The organism is Pseudomonas sp. CH61, from assembly GCF_059429415.1.
On sequence record NZ_CM182098.1, the window covers coordinates 1,352,275 to 1,369,598 of the forward strand.

The 17,324-nt window shown below is 62.2% G+C and carries 5 protein-coding genes; 3 read left to right on the plus strand and 2 right to left on the minus strand.

Translation table 11 applies throughout. The annotated features are described in order from the left end of the window. Positions 1-74: 74 nt before the first annotated feature. On the minus strand, positions 75-1,076 hold the full coding sequence (locus AC5SEM_RS06150; RefSeq protein WP_495472387.1) for a family 2 encapsulin nanocompartment cargo protein terpene cyclase: 1,002 nt from the start codon (positions 1,074-1,076) through the stop codon (positions 75-77). 263 nt (positions 1,077-1,339) lie between these two features. Between AC5SEM_RS06150 and AC5SEM_RS06155 the strand changes: the two genes are divergently transcribed. Further along, positions 1,340-2,512: an MFS transporter gene (locus tag AC5SEM_RS06155; RefSeq protein WP_077571878.1), complete on the plus strand. Its 1,173-nt coding sequence runs from the start codon at positions 1,340-1,342 to the stop codon at positions 2,510-2,512. 111 nt (positions 2,513-2,623) lie between these two features. Here AC5SEM_RS06155 and AC5SEM_RS06160 read toward each other — a convergent pair whose 3' ends face one another. Further along, positions 2,624-3,760: a cupin-like domain-containing protein gene (locus AC5SEM_RS06160; RefSeq protein WP_495472388.1), complete on the minus strand. Its 1,137-nt coding sequence runs from the start codon at positions 3,758-3,760 to the stop codon at positions 2,624-2,626. A gap of 130 nt (positions 3,761-3,890) precedes the next feature. On the opposite strand from AC5SEM_RS06160, the gene AC5SEM_RS06165 reads away from it, so the two are divergent. Together AC5SEM_RS06165 and AC5SEM_RS06170 are read left to right on the plus strand one after the other, a co-directional pair. Continuing rightward, positions 3,891-4,628 (plus strand): thioesterase II family protein, encoded by a 738-nt coding sequence (locus AC5SEM_RS06165; protein WP_116032097.1) that lies wholly within the window; start codon positions 3,891-3,893, stop codon positions 4,626-4,628. A gap of 244 nt (positions 4,629-4,872) precedes the next feature. Continuing rightward, positions 4,873-17,322, plus strand: a complete 12,450-nt coding sequence (locus AC5SEM_RS06170) for a non-ribosomal peptide synthase/polyketide synthase (RefSeq protein WP_495472389.1) — start codon at positions 4,873-4,875, stop codon at positions 17,320-17,322. Positions 17,323-17,324: the final 2 nt, after the last annotated feature.

The window sequence follows — 17,324 nt, forward strand, 5'->3', positions numbered from 1 at the left end:
GTCGGTGGGCTTATTTAGCTGACTGACGAGCGGCGGCGAGAGTTCATCTCGCGATCATGAAAAGATCGATAGCTTTAGACCTGATAGCGCCCACTGGTGCGATGCCACTCTACGCTGCCGGCCAGCCAGCACTTGAGGCCTGTCAGATAGCATTTGAGTAACGGCGAGGCCTGCGGCAGTACGCTGCTTTCTGCCGCCTCGTACAAATGCATGATTTCGTCGTGAATGGCGGCACTTTGCGCCATCGCTTGTTCAGGCGAACATTGCTGTTCGCGGATCAACAGCAAGGGCAGGTTGAAATCACCGATCCCGGCTTGCTGTTCCTTCAGCGCCGAAAAGAGATCATTGGCAATGATCGTCGCGCTGGCGGCCAGTGTCGTGACGCGTCGCACATCGGGTGCGCTATACACATTCGCGGGCAGTTCATAGCCCCCGATGATGTCGATCAACGACAGGCACGGCAGGAAACTGTTGACCTGACGGTGGGCCAGATATTCCCAAAGCGCTGGCGTGAGACCTTCGGTGCGCCAGGTCGCTTCGGCGCTCATGGTCACGAACATGGCGATGATTTCATGGCGTACGCGTGCGACCTGTGCCGGTGTTGCGAGGGCCTCCACCCGCGCCAGATAGCCGCGCAGAGCGACCAATACCGGATCGCTGCTCAATGCCTGCTCAAGACCGGGCCGGAACCGTTCGCTCAAGTACACCGGTTCCAGTGCCGCCAGCGCCACGGACAGTCGCGGGCCGACCATTTTCGGTTCCGATCCGGTTCTCTCGTCATCACAGTAGTAATCATCGACAGCGAAGAGAGCGGCAAAACATTGCGCCGCCAGTAGCAGACGATCGGGATCATCGGTGTCGGTATGACACAGCACGGCGAAGCGCCCGAAGCCCATCGCCCGCACTTTTTTGTGCTTACCTGGAAAAATCCCGACCTGCTCGATCCACGGCATGAGGCGATCATCCACTTCTGCCGCCAGAGAGAGGTCGACTCTAAAGGGCGCAAGTCCATACAGCGGTGGGACGGTCCAGGGCGATTTCATTGACGATTCCTTCGCGGTTGAGCGCAGGGTCATCAGAGCCCTATTGGCCAAAAAAGGCACCTGTCATACCTGACAGGTCTGTGCGTTTTGCGACGGGTGGTCAACGTCGATCCAGCATCCGACGGAGGTTTCCATCGGTCTGGTCAGTTGACACCGGCAGGCTCGCCGGGGCGGCTGAGTCATCTGTTTATCAAAAGGCCCTTGGACTTCACTCCTTCACATTCCACCAACAATTCCCCGCTTCCCCGACACCCGACCCTATGGCAACTTGGCGGCCCTTGATGAGGCTGCAATCCATGGCAAACCCCTACCGCGAACTATTCAACGCCCCCGGCGCACGCAATTTTGTGTTGGCCGGAATGATCGCGCGCATGCCGATCTCCATGACCGGTATCGGTGTGATCACCATGCTCTCGCAGTTGAAGGGCGGCTATGCGTTGGCGGGTGCGGTGGCGGCGACGTTCGCACTGGCAACGGCGTTTTGCGCGCCACAGGTGTCGCGGCTGGTTGACCGCTATGGCCAGCGAAAAATTCTCCCGGCATCGGCGTTGATCGGCGGCGGGGCGCTGTTGATGTTGCTGCTCTGCACCCGCTTGCAGGCGCCAGCCTGGACGCTGTTTGTGTTCGCTGCGCTGGCCGGGTGCATGCCGAGCATGTCGGCGATGGTGCGGGCGCGCTGGACGGAAATCTATCGTGGCCAGCCGCAACTACAGACTGCTTATGCGCTGGAGTCGGTGCTCGATGAAGTCTGCTTTATCGTCGGAGCGCCGCTGTCGGTCGGGCTGTGCGTGACGCTGTTTCCCGAAGCCGGGCCGTTGGCGGGGCTGTTGATGCTGGCAGTCGGCGTTACAGCATTTGTTGCCCAGCGCAGCACCGAGCCAACGGTGCATCCGCATGAGGAACACCATCAAGGCTCGATCATTCGTTCCACGGACATGCAACTGCTACTGCTGTTGATGACGGCCATGGGCGTCATCGTCGGTGTCATCGATGTCGTCAGCGTTGCGTTCGCCCAGCAACAGGGTCAGCCCGCGGCGGCAAGCATTGTGTTGTCGGTGTACGGTATCGGCTCATTTCTGTCCGGTATCGCTTTCGGTGCGATGCGCTCGAAGTTGCCATTGCCGCAACTGTTTTTGTACGGTGGAGTGGCGACAGCGGTGACGACACTGCCGCTACTGCTGGCGAGCAATATTTTCGGCTTGTCGGTGGCCGTGTTCGTCGCCGGGCTGTTCTTCTCGCCGACGCTGATTGTGGCGATGGCGTTGATCGAGCGCATCGTGCCGCCGGCCAAACTGACGGAAGGCCTGACCTGGCTGGTAACGGGATTGAGCATCGGCGTGGCGATCGGTGCGGCGGGCTCTGGTGCGTTGGTCGATGCCTTCGGCGCGCGCAGCGGGTTCTGGCTGGCGATCGTGGCCGGGGCGGTGGTGTTGGGTTCGGCGATACAGAGTTATCGCCATCTGAAATGAGATTGTCATTGTGGGAGCGAGCCTGCTCGCGAAAGCGGTCTGTCATTCAACACTCATATTGAATGTGAAATAGCCTTCGCGAGCAGGCTCGCTCCCACAGGATTTGCAGTGTTACCACCCGCGTCCCGAGTTCACCCAGAAGTTCACCGACAACGACGTCGACACCGATTCCACCTGATGGAACCAGCCCTCCGGCAAAAACAGCAAGTCCCCAGCCTCCAGCGTCACCCGCAGGAACGTCACGTCGCGCGCCTTGGGGAAACGCAGGTAATCCGGCGCATCCGGGTTGAAGTCGCAACCGTCCAGTCCGCCTTCCGGCGCCGTTGACCAGGTGCCCAGCGCTTCACGGTGATGCGGTGCGGCGAGGGTGAATGTCTTCTGCCCCCAGACCTGCGCGAACAGGTTATCGGTGTCATCACGGTGCAGCGGCGTCAGCGTGCCCTTGGGGCCGATCCAGATCCGCGGCGGGATAAACAGCGAGGCATCGAAGTAAGCCGGGTATTTGATCTGCTGCATCAACGCGGCCGGCAAAATGTTGTTGCCCATGTAGGCGGGAGGTTCACCGTCCGCACCTTTGACGGCCGGGCTGTCGAGCGAGGCGATGAAGTCGGCCATCGACGTCGAGCGGAAATCCCGTTCGGTGGAGAACGTTTTCTTCACGTAATCACCGTGGCGGGTGATGCCTTGCAGTTCGGCGAAATGCACCAGCGATTCTTCGCGGCTGAGCTTGAACAGCGGCCAGTCGTGCAGCGCATTGCTGATCACCACGGGAACGCCGTGGGGCAGATAACGGCTTCTGAATTCAGTCACCGACAGTTCATCGCGGGCACGGTGTTCGACGTTGAGCTGGGTCGGCAGGCTGGCGGTGAGCTTTTCGCTGAAGCGTGGCGGCGTCGGGTAGCGTTTGTTCATATCGACCTTTTCCGCCACGGCGCCGCCACCGTTGCGTGCGTGGTCAATGATCTGTGGCAACAGCGTCGCCAAACCCATGTTGCCGCCGATTTTCAGGCGACCGCTGGCGAACAGTTCCTCGACGTTGGCCATGCCAGCCATGATCCCGAGGAAATCCTGTTCCGCGACTTCAATGGTCACGTCCGGACTGGCGTGGCGCCCGGCCTCGGTGCGGCTGCTGGCCTTGACCTCGGACCAGTAGGCCTGTTGCGGGCCAAAGACGAATTGGAAAACACCTTCGATGCCGACGGCACCGGCGTTGGCGAACAGCTTGCCCAGAATGCTCTGCAAGTCCACGGTGAATCCTCGTTATTGGTTTTGGTCTGAACAGTTAACGAGGGCCTGTAGAGGGGATTTAGCGCGCGGCGACTAATTTGTGTGGGCGGCGATCCGTTTCTCTCTACAGACGAATTCTTTTGAGGGACGTGTGGTGACCCAGCTGACTCTGCTGTGCCTGCCTTATTCAGGTGCCAGTGCGATGGTCTATAGCCGCTGGCGGCCGAAGTTGCCGCAGTGGCTGCAACTCAAACCGGTTGAATTGCCAGGGCGTGGGGCGCGATTTGACGAGCCACTGCAGACCGACATGCGCGCCTTGGCGATGCAATTGGCCAAGGAGTTGCAACCCACACTGAAGACGCCTTATGCGTTGTTCGGCCATAGCCTGGGAGCCTTGCTGGCGTGTGAAATTGCCCATGCGCTGCGTGCGCTGGGTTGCGCGGAGCCAGTGGCACTGTTCGCTTCCGGCACCGCAGCGCCGACCCAGCGTGCCGACTACGATCGCGGATTTGCCATCGCCAAGACCGATGTCGAGCTGATCGAGCAACTGCGCACGCTCAATGGCACCAGTGAAGAAGTGCTGGCCAATGACGAGTTGATGAGCCTGACCCTGCCGATCCTGCGTGCCGATTTCCTGCTGTGTGGCAAATTCGAGCCGCTGCAACGGCCGTTGCTCAATTGCCCGGTGCATGTGCTCGGCGGCAAGGCTGACCGCGCCACTACCGAGCAATTGATTGGCTGGAGCAAGGAAACCTCAGGCAGCTTCTCGGTGGACATGCTCGCCGGCGGGCACTTTTTCATTCATGAGCACGAGGCAAAAGTGCTCAAGGTGATCAAGGATCAGCTCGACGTTCACCACCGCCGCCACGCGATGGTCGCCACGGCCTGAACAGCGCAGAACCTGTGGGAGCGAGCCTGCTCGCGAAAGCGTCGTCACCGTCGACATTTTCATTGCCTGACATACCGCTTTCGCGAGCAGGCTCGCTCCCACCTTTGATTTGTGCTGGCAAAAAAATCCCCGCTCTACCTCTCGCCTGATAGTTGTTCTCAATCGCTAATTTTTCCGGTCTGCATTCGTTTTATAGGGACGACGTGCCTTTGTGCTGCCTGCCTACTGATCCGGATGCCAAGAAATGAATGCAGAAGACTCCCTGAAACTCGCTCGCCGGTTTATCGGGTTGCCCCTGGAAAAACGCCAGATGTTCCTCGCTGCCTTGCAGAGGGAAGGGGTGGATTTTTCCCGGTTTCCGATTCCGGCCGGGGTCGAGGCTGAGGATCGGCAGGCGCTGTCTTATGCCCAGCAACGCATGTGGTTTCTCTGGCATCTGGATCCGCAGAGCGGCGCGTACAACCTGCCGGCCGCGGTGCGCCTGAGCGGGCGGCTGAACCAGTCAGCGCTGGAGCAGGCTTTCGCCAGCCTGATCGAACGCCACGAAACCCTGCGCACGGTGTTCCAGCAGCAGCCCGACGACAGCCTGCTGCAGGTGCCGCTGCAACAACCACTGGATATCCAGCGCATCGACCTCAGCGCCTTGCCGGCCGCCGAGCGCGAACTGCGCGTGGCCGCGGCGGCCGAAGAGCAATCGCTGCTGCCGTTCGATCTGGCCAACGGCCCACTGCTGCGTGTGCGTCTGCTGCATCTGGCCGAGCAGGAACATGTGTTGCTGCTGACCCTGCACCACATCGTTTCCGATGGCTGGTCGATGAACGTGTTGATCGACGAATTCTGCCGTTTCTACGATGCCCATGATCAGGGGCAAGTGGCCGAGTTGCCGCCAATGCCGGTGCAGTACAGCGATTACGCACTGTGGCAGCGGCGTTGGCTGGAGGCTGGCGAGCAACAGCGGCAGCTCGATTACTGGCTGGCGCAAATGGGCGATGAGCACCCGGTGCTGGAGCTGCCGCTCGACCGGCCGCGCCCGGTATTGCCGAGCAATCGCGGGCGCCGCCATGAGCATGTGGTGGACGCGGCACTGGTCGAGCAATTGCGCGGCGTGGCGCGCCAGCACGGCGTCACGCTGTTCATGCTGTTGCTCGGCACTTTCAACATTCTGCTGCACCGTTACACCGGGCAGAACGATCTGCGCGTCGGTGTGCCGATCGCCAACCGTAACCGCCGCGAGATCGAAGGTCTGATCGGCTTCTTCGTCAACACTCAGGTGCTGCGCGTACAGCTCGACGGTCAGACCGCATTCGCTGATCTGCTCAGTGCGCTCAAGGAAACCGCGCTCGGTGCCCAGGCGCATCAGGATCTGCCGTTCGAACGGCTGGTCGAGGCGCTGAAACTGGAGCGCAGCCTGAGTTACAACCCGCTGTTCCAGGTGATGTACAACCATCAGCCGGAAGTCGCTGACGTCACCACCCTCAAGGTCGGCAGCGGTCTGGAACTTGGCGTGATCGAATGGGAAAGCCGCAGCACCCAGTTCGACCTGAGCCTGGACACCTATGAAAAGGGCGGTCAACTGCACGCCGCGTTCACCTACGCCAGCGACCTGTTCGATGGCGCAACTATCGAGCGCATGGCGCGGCACTGGACACATCTGCTGCACAGCATCGCCAGCGATCCGCAGCAGCGGGTTGGCGAGATCGGTTTGCTGCAAGCGCAGGAGCTGAAGCAACTGACTCAGGACTGGGGCCGTCACGACACGGTCTGGCCGAGCGAGCGCCCGGTGCATGAGCTATTCGAAGCGCAAGCCGCGCAGACGCCGGATGCCATCGCGCTGATTTTCGACGCTCAGCAACTGACTTGTGCACAGCTCAACGCCCGCGCCAACCGTCTGGCCCGTACGTTGCTGGCGCAGGGCGTCGGCCCGGAAGTGCTGGTCGGCGTTGCGCTTGATCGCGGGCTGGAGCTGATCGTCGCCATTCTCGCCGTGCTCAAGGCTGGCGGCGCGTATGTGCCGCTGGATCCGCAATACCCGCGCGATCGCTTGCTGTGCATGATCGAGGACAGCGGCAGTCGTTTGCTGCTGACGCAAAGCCATTTGCTCGAACGCCTGCCGGTGCCGCAGAACGTGCGCAGCCTGTGCCTCGATCAAGCTGAGGCATGGGCGTTCACCGACGAAAGCAATCCGCAACGCGCGGTGTGGGCGGATAACCTCGCTTATGTGATGTTCACTTCCGGCTCCACCGGCCGCCCTAAAGGCGTCGGCATCAGTCACGGGGCGCTGAGCAAACACGCCTTCGCCTCGCAGCATTACTACGGCTTGAGCGCTGCCGATTGCGCGCTGCAATTTGCCACGTTCAACTTCGATGCCTTCGGCGAACAACTGTTCGGCCCGCTGACCTGCGGCGCCTCGGTGGTGCTGCGCGGCAATGAAGTCTGGGACAGCGAAACCCTGTACCGAAATATCGTCGAGCAGGGCATCACGGTCATGGACTTGACCACCGCCTACTGGAACATGATCGCCAAAGAGTTCGCCGCTGCCGGCCCGCGTGATTACGCCGCGCTGCGCCAGGTGCACAGCGGTGGTGAGGCGATGCCGCCGGAAGGTGTGCAAGCCTGGCGTCTCGCCGGGCTGGAACACGTCAAGTTGCTCAATACCTACGGCCCGACCGAAGCCACCGTTACTGCGACCACCCTTGATTGCAGCGATTACGTGTGCGCTCGTCAGCCGCTGCCGCTGACCCTGCCGATTGGTCAGCCGTTGCCGGGGCGGCATGCCTATCTGCTGGATGCTGACGGTCAACCGACGCCGATTGGCGTGGTCGGCGAGTTGCTGATTGGCGGTGAATTACTGGCGCGGGGTTACTTCCAGCGTGCGGACTTGACCGCTGAGCGATTTATTCCCGATCCGTTTTCCGCCACGGGTGCACGTCTTTACCGCACCGGCGACCTGGCGCGTTTCAACGCCCGAGGCCAGATCGAATACGTCGGTCGCGTTGACCATCAAGTAAAAATCCGTGGCTTCCGTATCGAGCTGGGCGAAGTCGAAGCCCGTCTGCTAGAACTCGATGCCGTCAAAGAAGCGGTGGTGCTGGCAGTGCAGGGCGGCAGCAGCCTGCAACTGGTGGCGTACGTGGTGCCGAAAGACACCGCCGTGATTGCGGCTTCAACTGAAGCCCAAGGCGCCGCGCGCGAAGCGATCAAGGCGCAGCTCAAGGACAGCCTGCCGGACTACATGGTGCCGACGCAGTTGCTGTTCCTCGGCGCATTGCCGCTGAGCCCCAACGGCAAACTCGATCGCAAGGCCTTGCCGGCGCCGGACGCCAGCCAGATGCAGCAAGCGTTTGTCGCCCCGCGCAGTGAGCTGGAACAGAAAATCGCAGCCATCTGGCAGGACGTGCTCAAGCTCGAACAGGTCGGCCTGACCGACAACTTCTTCGAGCTGGGCGGTGACTCGATCATCTCCATTCAAGTGGTCAGCCGTTCGCGTCAGGCCGGGATTCATTTCAGCCCGCGTGACCTGTTCCAGCACCAGACCGTGCAAGGTCTGGCCAGCGTCGCCCAGCAAGGCAACGCCGGCGTGAGCATCGATCAAAGTCCGGTCAGCGGTGAAATGCCGTTGCTGCCGATCCAGCAAACGTTCTTCGCCGACGACATTCCCCAGCGTCACCACTGGAACCAGGCGGTGCTGCTGCGCAGTCATCAGACCCTCAATGCCGAAGCACTGTTGCAGGCACTGAATGCCTTACTGGTGCAGCACGATGCGCTGCGTTCGCGTTTCATCGACAGCGCCGAAGGTTGGCGTGCAGACATCGCGCCGGTTGCGGCGGAGCCTGAGCTGTTGTGGACGGCTGACCGTCTCGACGCTGATGCTTTGCAAGCGCTTTACGCCAAGGCCCAGCAAAGCCTGAATCTGCAAAACGGCCCGCTGCTGCGCGCCGTACTGGCGACCGTCGCCGATGGCAGTCAGCGCCTGTTGCTGGCTGTACACCACTTGGCAGTGGACGGTGTTTCGTGGCGGATTCTGCTCGAAGATTTGCAACAGGCTTATCAGCAAGCACTGCAAGGCACGAGCATCAAACTGCCGGCCAAAACCAGTTCGTACAAAGCCTGGGGCGAGCATCTGCAAGCCTATGCGGCGACTGACGCGGTGCAGGCCGAACTGAATTTCTGGCAGCAACAACTCGCCGGCGCAGCACTGGATCTGCCCTGCGACAACCCGCAGGGCAGTCGGCAAACTCGCCACGCTCAGGTGCTGCACAGCCGCCTCGACAAAACCTTCACCCAGCAACTGCTGCAACAGGCGCCGGCGGCGTATCGCACCCAGGTCAACGACCTGTTGCTGACCGCGCTGGCGCGGGTCATCTGCCGCTGGAGCGGGCACGCCGACACGTTGATTCAACTGGAAGGCCACGGTCGCGAAGACCTGTTCGACGACGTCGACCTGAGCCGCACCGTCGGCTGGTTCACCAGCCTGTTCCCGGTACGCCTGACCCCGGCCGATTCGTTGCCGGGAACAATCAAGCAGATCAAGGAACAACTGCGCGCGATCCCCAACAAGGGCCTCGGTTTTGGCGTGCTGCGTTACCTCGGTGACGATGCGGCGCAAGCCACGCTCAAGGCGCTGCCGTTGCCCCGTATCACTTTCAACTACCTCGGCCAGTTCGACGGCAGTTTCGATGCCGAGGACGGCGCACTGTTCAGCCCGGCCGGTGAGCGCGCCGGGCTGGAGCAAAGTCTCGATGCGCCGCTGGACAACTGGCTGGGCGTCGAAGGCCAGGTTTACGACGGTGAACTCGACTTGCGCTGGACCTTCAGCCGTGAGCAGTTCAACGAGGCAACCATCGCCCGTCTGGCTGACGAATACGCCGCTGAACTGCAAGCGCTGATCAGCCATTGCTGCCTGCCGGAAACCATGGGCATTACGCCGTCGGACTTCCCGCTGGCGCACATCGCTCAGGCGCAACTGGATGCGATCGCGGTGCCGGCCGCTGGCATCGAAGACATTTATCCCTTGTCGCCGATGCAGCAGGGCATGCTGTTTCATACCTTGTACGAGCAGGGCACCGGCACTTACATCAACCAGCTCTGTGTCGATGTCGACGGCCTCGATCCCGAGCGTTTCCGCGCCGCGTGGCAGGCGACCATGGATGCCCACGACATCCTGCGCAGCGGTTTCATCTGGCAGGGAGAATTGCAGGAACAACTGCAGATCATCCATCGCCGCCTCGAATTGCCGTACACGCTGCTCGACTGGCGTGAGCGCGCCGACATTGCTCAGGCGCTCGAGGATTTCACGGCTGCCGATCTCGCTCAGGGCTTCGATCTGACCGAGGCCGGACTGCTGCGGGTGACGCTGATTCAAGTCACCGATCAGCGTCATCACCTGATCTTCACCAACCACCACATCCTCATGGATGGCTGGAGCAGCGCGCAGATGCTCGGCGAAGTGCTGCAGCGTTATGCCGGCCAGCAACCGCCGCGTCCGCTGAGCCGCTACTCCGATTACATCCAGTGGCTGCAACGTCAGGACGGCGCTGTCAGCGAAGCGTTCTGGCTGGGGCAACTGGCCGACTTCCATGAGCCAACCGTGCTGGCGCAAGCTGCGGCGGGCGGCGGTGAGGTGCGTGTCGAGCGCGGGCATGCGCTCAAGCATTACTCGCTCGACGCAGCGCGTACGCAACGCCTGAACGAGTTTGTCCGGCAGCAGAAAGTCACCGCCAACACCTTGGTGCAAGCGGCGTGGCTGCTGCTGTTGCAGCGTTACACCGGCAGTGCTTGCGTGGCGTTCGGCACCACCGTCGCCGGGCGTCCGGCGGAACTGGTCGGCATCGAGCAGCAAGTCGGCTTGTTCATCAACACGCTGCCGGTGATCGCCGGTTCGCGTCCCGATCAAAGCGTTGCCGCATGGCTGGCCGCGGTGCAGGCGCAGAACCTCAGCCTGCGCGAGTTCGAACACACGCCGCTGGCCAACATTCAGCGCTGGGCCGGGCAGGGCGGCGAGTCGCTGTTCGACACGCTGCTGGTGTTCGAAAACTTCCCGATTTCCGAGGCGCTGCAACACGGCACCGCGCAAGGCGTGGTGTTCGGTGAAGTGGCCAACCAGGATCAGACGCACTACCCACTGACTCTTGGCGTAACGCTGGGCGAAACCCTGGCGCTGCACATGAGTTTTGATCAGGCGCATTTCAGTGTCGCGACTGTCGAGCGCCTGAGCGCGCAACTGCTGCATCTGCTGGAGCAATTCGCCGAATCTGCCGAACGCCGCCTCGGTGAAATCGCCTTGGCAACGGCTGAGGAACACGCCCGGCAGATCCTCGAAAATCAACCGCAGGCGTACCCGGTCGACCTTGCCGTGCATCAGCGTTACGCGCGCCTGGCGGCGCAACAGCCGGATCGCACCGCGGTAATTTTCGACGGCCAACATTTCAGCTACGGCGACATCGACGCCCGCGCCAACCGTCTCGCCCATGAACTGGTAGCCCGCGGCGTTGGCGCCGAAGTGCGTGTCGGTGTTGCGCTGCCACGCAGCGAGGGCCTGATCGTCGCGTTGCTGGCGGTGCTCAAGGCCGGTGGCGCCTACGTGCCGCTGGACACCAGTTACCCGCGCGAGCGTCTGGCGTACCTGATGGAGGATTCCGGTCTGGCGCTGTTGCTGACCGATTCGCGGGTGACCGCGCAATTGCCGATCGCGGACGCACTGACCGTGCTGGAACTCGATCACCTCGACCTCAGCGCGCATTCGACGCAGGCACCGATCGTTGCACTGGATCCGCACAACCTGGCGTACGTGATTTACACCTCGGGTTCCACCGGCAACCCGAAAGGCGTCAGCGTCAGCCACGGGCCGCTGGCCATGCACTGTCTGGCGATTGGTGAGCGCTATGAAATGCGCGACAGCGATTGCGAATTCCACTTCATGTCGTTCGCCTTCGACGGTGCCCACGAGCGCTGGTTGACCAGCCTGACCCACGGCGGCTCGCTGCTGATTCGCGACGACAGCCTGTGGACACCTGAGCAGACCTACAACGCGATGATCGAACACGGCGTGACCGTGGTCGCGTTCCCGCCGGTGTACCTGCAACAACTGGCCGAACATGCCGAACGCGTCGGTAATCCACCCAAGGTGCGCATCTACTGCTTCGGCGGTGATGCGGTGCCGAATGCCAGTTTCGAGCGGGTCAAACGTGCGCTGAATCCCGAGTACATCATCAACGGCTACGGCCCGACCGAAACCGTGGTCACGCCGCTGATCTGGAAGGCTGGTCGCGACGAGCCGTGCGGCGCCGCGTATGCGCCGATCGGCAGCCGCATCGGTGATCGCAGCGCCTATGTGCTGGATGCCGATCTCAACCTGTTGCCGCAAGGCATGGCCGGTGAGTTGTATCTGGGCGGCAGCGGTGTGGCGCGGGGGTATCTCAATCGTCCGGCGATGACCGCCGAACGTTTTGTCGCTGACCCGTTCAGCCGCCGCGGTGGCGTGCTCTATCGTACCGGCGACCTGGTGCGCCAGCGTGTCGATGGCACGTTCGACTACCTGGAACGTATCGACAATCAGGTGAAAATCCGTGGTTTCCGCATCGAACTCGGCGAGATCGAAGCCAGTCTGCAGGCGCTGGATGGCGTGCGCGAAGCGGTGGTCGTGGCGCAGGAAAGCGCCGGCAGCAAACGCTTGGTCGCGTACGTGGTCAGCGATTCGCCGCGCGAGGATTTCGCCGAGCAATTGCGTGAGCAACTCAAAGCCACGTTGCCAGCGCACATGGTCCCGGCGTACGTGTTGCGCCTGGAGCGCATGCCACTGACGCCGAACGGCAAACTCGATCGCAAGAATCTGCCCAAACCGGATGTCAGCCAATTGCAGCAAGTCTATGTCGCGCCGCAAAGCGCGCTGGAGCAGCAACTGGCAACGATCTGGCAGGACGTGCTCAAGCTCGAGCGCGTCGGCCTCAGCGACAATTTCTTCGAGCTGGGCGGCGATTCGATCATCTCGATTCAAGTGGTCAGCCGGGCCCGTCAGGCCGGTTTGCGCTTTACCCCGAAAGACTTGTTCCAGCACCAGACCATTCAGGCACTGGCCGCCGTGGTGCAAAGCGGCGAGCCGCTGCAACTGATCGATCAACAACCGGTGACCGGCGCAACGGCATTGCTGCCGATTCATCAGTGGTTCTTCGCGCAGCCGATTCCTGATCGTCACCACTGGAATCAGTCGGTGATGCTCAAACCGTCCCAGGCGCTCGACGCGCAGGTGCTGGAGCAAGCGCTGGATGCGCTGGTGGCGCATCACGACAGCCTGCGTCTGGACTTTGCCGAGCAGGCGCACGGCTGGTCGGCGCAGTATCGCGATGTCGCGACGCAAGCGGGCGAAACCGTTCTGTGGCAAGTCGAGGTCGCCGATCTCGCGGCGCTTGAGGCGCTGGGCAATCAGGCGCAGCGCAGCCTGCAACTGAGTGACGGTTCGCTGATCCGCGCGGTGCTGGCGAACCTCGCCGACGGTACTCAACGACTGCTGCTGGTGGTTCACCACTTGGTGGTGGATGGCGTGTCGTGGCGGATTCTGTTCGAAGACCTGCAAAGCGCTTATCGGCAGATTCTGTCCGGCGCAGCCGTGCAACTGCCGGCCAAGACCAGTGCGGTCAAAGCCTGGGCCGAGGCACTGCAGGGCTACGTCGCGAGCGCGCCGTTGCAGGCCGAACTGGGTTTCTGGCAGCAACAGCTGCAAGGTGCCTCGACTGCATTGCCGTGCGATAACCCGCAAGGTGCTCAGCAACACAATCAGGCGCAATCGATCCGCACGCAACTGAACAAAACCCTGACCCGGCAGCTGTTGCAGGAAGCCCCGGCGGCCTACCGCACGCAAGTCAACGACCTGCTGCTGACCGCACTGGCGCGAGTGATGGTGCGTTGGACCGGCGACAACAGTGTGCTGGTGCAACTGGAAGGCCATGGTCGCGAAGACTTGTTCGACAACGTCGACCTGACCCGCACCGTTGGCTGGTTCACCAGTGTGTTCCCGGCACGCTTGGTGCCGGTCGCTGATCTCGGCGCTTCGCTGAAACAGATCAAGGAACAGTTGCGCGCGATTCCCGACAAAGGCATCGGTTTTGGAGCGCTCGCGCACCTTGGCGACGCCGCTGCACAGCAAGCGTTGCAAGCCCTGCCGAAACCGCGTCTGACCTTCAACTACCTCGGCCAGTTCGACGGCAGCTTCGATGCTGGCGACGACGCCTTGTTCGTGCCAACCAGCGAATCCGGCGGCGAAGAAGTCAACATGGCCGGCCCGTTGGGCAGCCCGTTGGCGCTGGACGGCAAAGTGTTTGGCGGCGAGTTGGACCTGAGCTGGACCTTCAGCAGCGAGATGTTCAACCCGGCGACGATTCAGCGTCTGGCCGACGATTACCTGCAAGAACTCACCGCGCTGATCACGCATTGTTGCGACAGCGCCAACCGTGGCGTGACGCCGTCGGACTTCCCACTGGCGACGCTGACCCAGTCGCAGCTGGACGTGCTGGTGCAACAGCCGCAGTCCGTCGACGACATCTACCCGCTGTCGCCGATGCAGCAGGGCATGCTGTTCCACACCTTGCTTGAACAGGGCGGTGGCGACTACATCAACCAGATGCGTCTGGACGTCGACGGCATTGATCCGCAGCGTTTCCGCGCCGCGTGGCAAGCGGTGGTCGATGCCCATGACATTCTGCGCACCGGGTTCTTCTGGCAGGGCGATCTGGATCAACCCGTTCAAGTTGTGCAGCGCCATCTGGAGGTGCCATTCCGCGTGCTCGACTGGAGCGCTCAGGCGAATCTGGACGCTGCGCTGCAAAACCTCGCCGATGCGGAGCGCGCGCAAGGTCTGGATCTGAGTGCTGCACCGCTGATGCGTCTGGTCTTGGTGCGCACCGCGGCCAACCGTCATCACCTGATCTACACCAACCACCACATCCTGATGGATGGCTGGAGCAGTGCGCAGTTGCTCGGCGAAGTGTTGCAGCATTACAGCGCTGAAGCGGTGGCGCGGCCGAACGGGCGTTATCGCGATTACATTGCCTGGTTGCAGCGACAGGATGCCGCTGCCGCAGAAGCCTTCTGGCTCGATCAATTGCGTGAACTGGATGAGCCGGTGCGCCTGGCGCAGGTGTTTGCGGCACCGACGCAAGGCGTCGAGCCTGAGGCTTATGCGCAACATCGGGTACAACTGGACGCGACACAGACCCTGCGCCTGAGCGATTTCGCCCGCGATGCGAAAGTCACGGTCAACACGCTGGTACAAGCGGCGTGGCTGCTGCTGTTGCAGCGCTACAGCGGCAAATCCTGCGTGGCGTTCGGCGCGACGGTGTCGGGGCGTCCGGCGGATCTGCTCGGCGTCGAGCAGCAGATCGGGCTGTTCATCAACACCTTGCCGGTTATAGCCAGCCCGCGTCCGGAGCAGCGCCTCGGTGACTGGTTGCACTGTGTACAGGCGCAAAACCTGGCGTTGCGCGAGTTCGAACACACCGCGTTGTTCGACATTCAGCGCTGGGCCGGGCTGGGCGGTGAGGCGCTGTTCGACAACATTCTGGTGTTCGAGAACTACCCGATTTCCCAAGCGCTGGAACAAAGCTCGCCGCAAGGCCTGCGTTTCGGTGCCGTGGACAACCTCGAGCAAACCAACTATCCGCTGACCCTGTCGGTCAGCCTCGGTGCCGAACTGGCGGTGCAATTCAGCTACCAGTGCGCACAGTTTGCCCCGGCTTCAGTCGAGCAGATGGGCTTGCACCTGCAACGGTTGTTGCTGCAGATGATTGACGGCAGCGAGCGTGCGCTCGGTGACTTGAACCTGCTCGACGCCGCCGAAACCGATCAGCAATTGTTGGCGTGGAATGCCACCGCAGCGGCCTGGCCTGAAGCGCGTTGCATCCACCGCTTGATCGAAACGCGCGCGGATCAGACACCTGACGCGATTGCGCTGGTGTTTGCTGAACAGCGCCTGACCTACGCCGAGCTCAATGCGCAGGCCAACCGTCTGGCCCATCGCCTGATTGCCCAAGGGGTTGGCCCGGATCGTCTGGTCGGCATCGCGCTGGAGCGTGGCGTGGCGATGATTGTCGGCTTGCTGGCGATCCTCAAGGCCGGTGGCGCTTACGTGCCGCTGGATCCGCAATACCCGAGCGATCGTCTGGCGCACATGATCGAAGACAGCGGCTTGCAGTTGTTGCTGACTCAAGCCTCGTTGCTACAAGTGCTGCCGATTCCGGCCGGTGTGCAGACGCTGGTGCCGGGTTCCCTCGAAGAGCCGATCAGCGCTGCACAGGCGGCCAATCCGCAGGTGCCGGTCGACGGTGACAACCTCAGCTATGCGATCTACACCTCGGGCTCCACCGGCAAGCCGAAAGGCGTGATGGTGCGTCATGAGGCACTGGTCAATTTCGTCGCGAGCATGGCCCGTGAGCCGGGGCTGGTGGCGACTGACCGGGTGCTGTCGCTGACCACGTTCTCGTTCGATATTTTCGGGCTTGAACTGTACGGCGCGCTGTTCAGCGGAGCCTGCGTGGTGCTGGTGGACAAGCAGAGTGCGCACGACCCGCAGGCGCTGCTGCAGATCATCGAGCAACAGCAGGTCAGCGTCGTCCAAGCGACACCGTCGACCTGGCGCATGTTGCTCGATCATCCGCAGGCTGCGCGGCTCGCGGGGCGCAAATGCCTGTGTGGCGGTGAAGCGCTGGCCGAGGATCTGGCCGCGCGTCTGCTCGCTGTCGCCGGGCAAGTCTGGAACCTTTACGGGCCGACGGAAACGACGATCTGGTCGGCGGCGTATCAACTGACGGCCGAGCAGCGCCAGCCGTACCTCGGCGGGCCGATTGCCAATACCACGCTACATATCCTCGGCGAACACTTTGCGCCGAACCCGGCCGGTGTGATCGGTGAATTGCTGATCGGTGGCGATGGCCTCGCGCGGGGTTATCACGACCGGCCGGCGCTGACCGCCGAGCGCTTCCTGCCCGATCCGTTCGGCAACGGTGCGCGGTTGTATCGCACCGGTGACCTGGCGCGGTATCGCGCTGACGGGGTGATCGAGTACCTCGGGCGTGTCGACCATCAGGTGAAGATCCGCGGTTTCCGCATCGAGCTGGGCGAAATCGAAGCCTGCCTGTTGGCTCAGGCGTCGATTCGCGAAGCAGCCGTGGTGGCGCAGGAAGGGCCGGGTGGCTTGCAACTGGTGGCCTACCTGATTGCGGCGAATCCGCAGGATGCCGACCCCGCAGTCCTGCGCGACACGCTGAAATCGGCACTGGCACCTTTGCTGCCCGATTACATGATTCCTGCGCACTGGATGCTGCTGGAGCATTTCCCGCTGACCCCCAACGGCAAGCTCGACCGCAAGGCCTTGCCGCTGCCGGACGCCAATCAACTGCTGCGCACCTACGTGGCGCCGGACGGTGCGCTGGAACAGAGCGTCGCGGATATCTGGCAAGACGTGCTCAAGCTCGAACGGGTAGGGCGCGACGACAACTTCTTTGAACTGGGTGGACATTCACTGTTGGCGACTCAGGCCACGGCGCGACTGCAACTGGAGCAAGGGGCGGCAGTGCCGCTGGACCTGCTGTTCCGCACCGCATCGCTGCGCGAGTACGCCGAGCAACTGGCGGTTCACCTGACCCCTCACTCCAGCGAAGACCTGAGTGAGATGCATGATTTCCTGGCAGACCTGGAGACCCTTTGAAA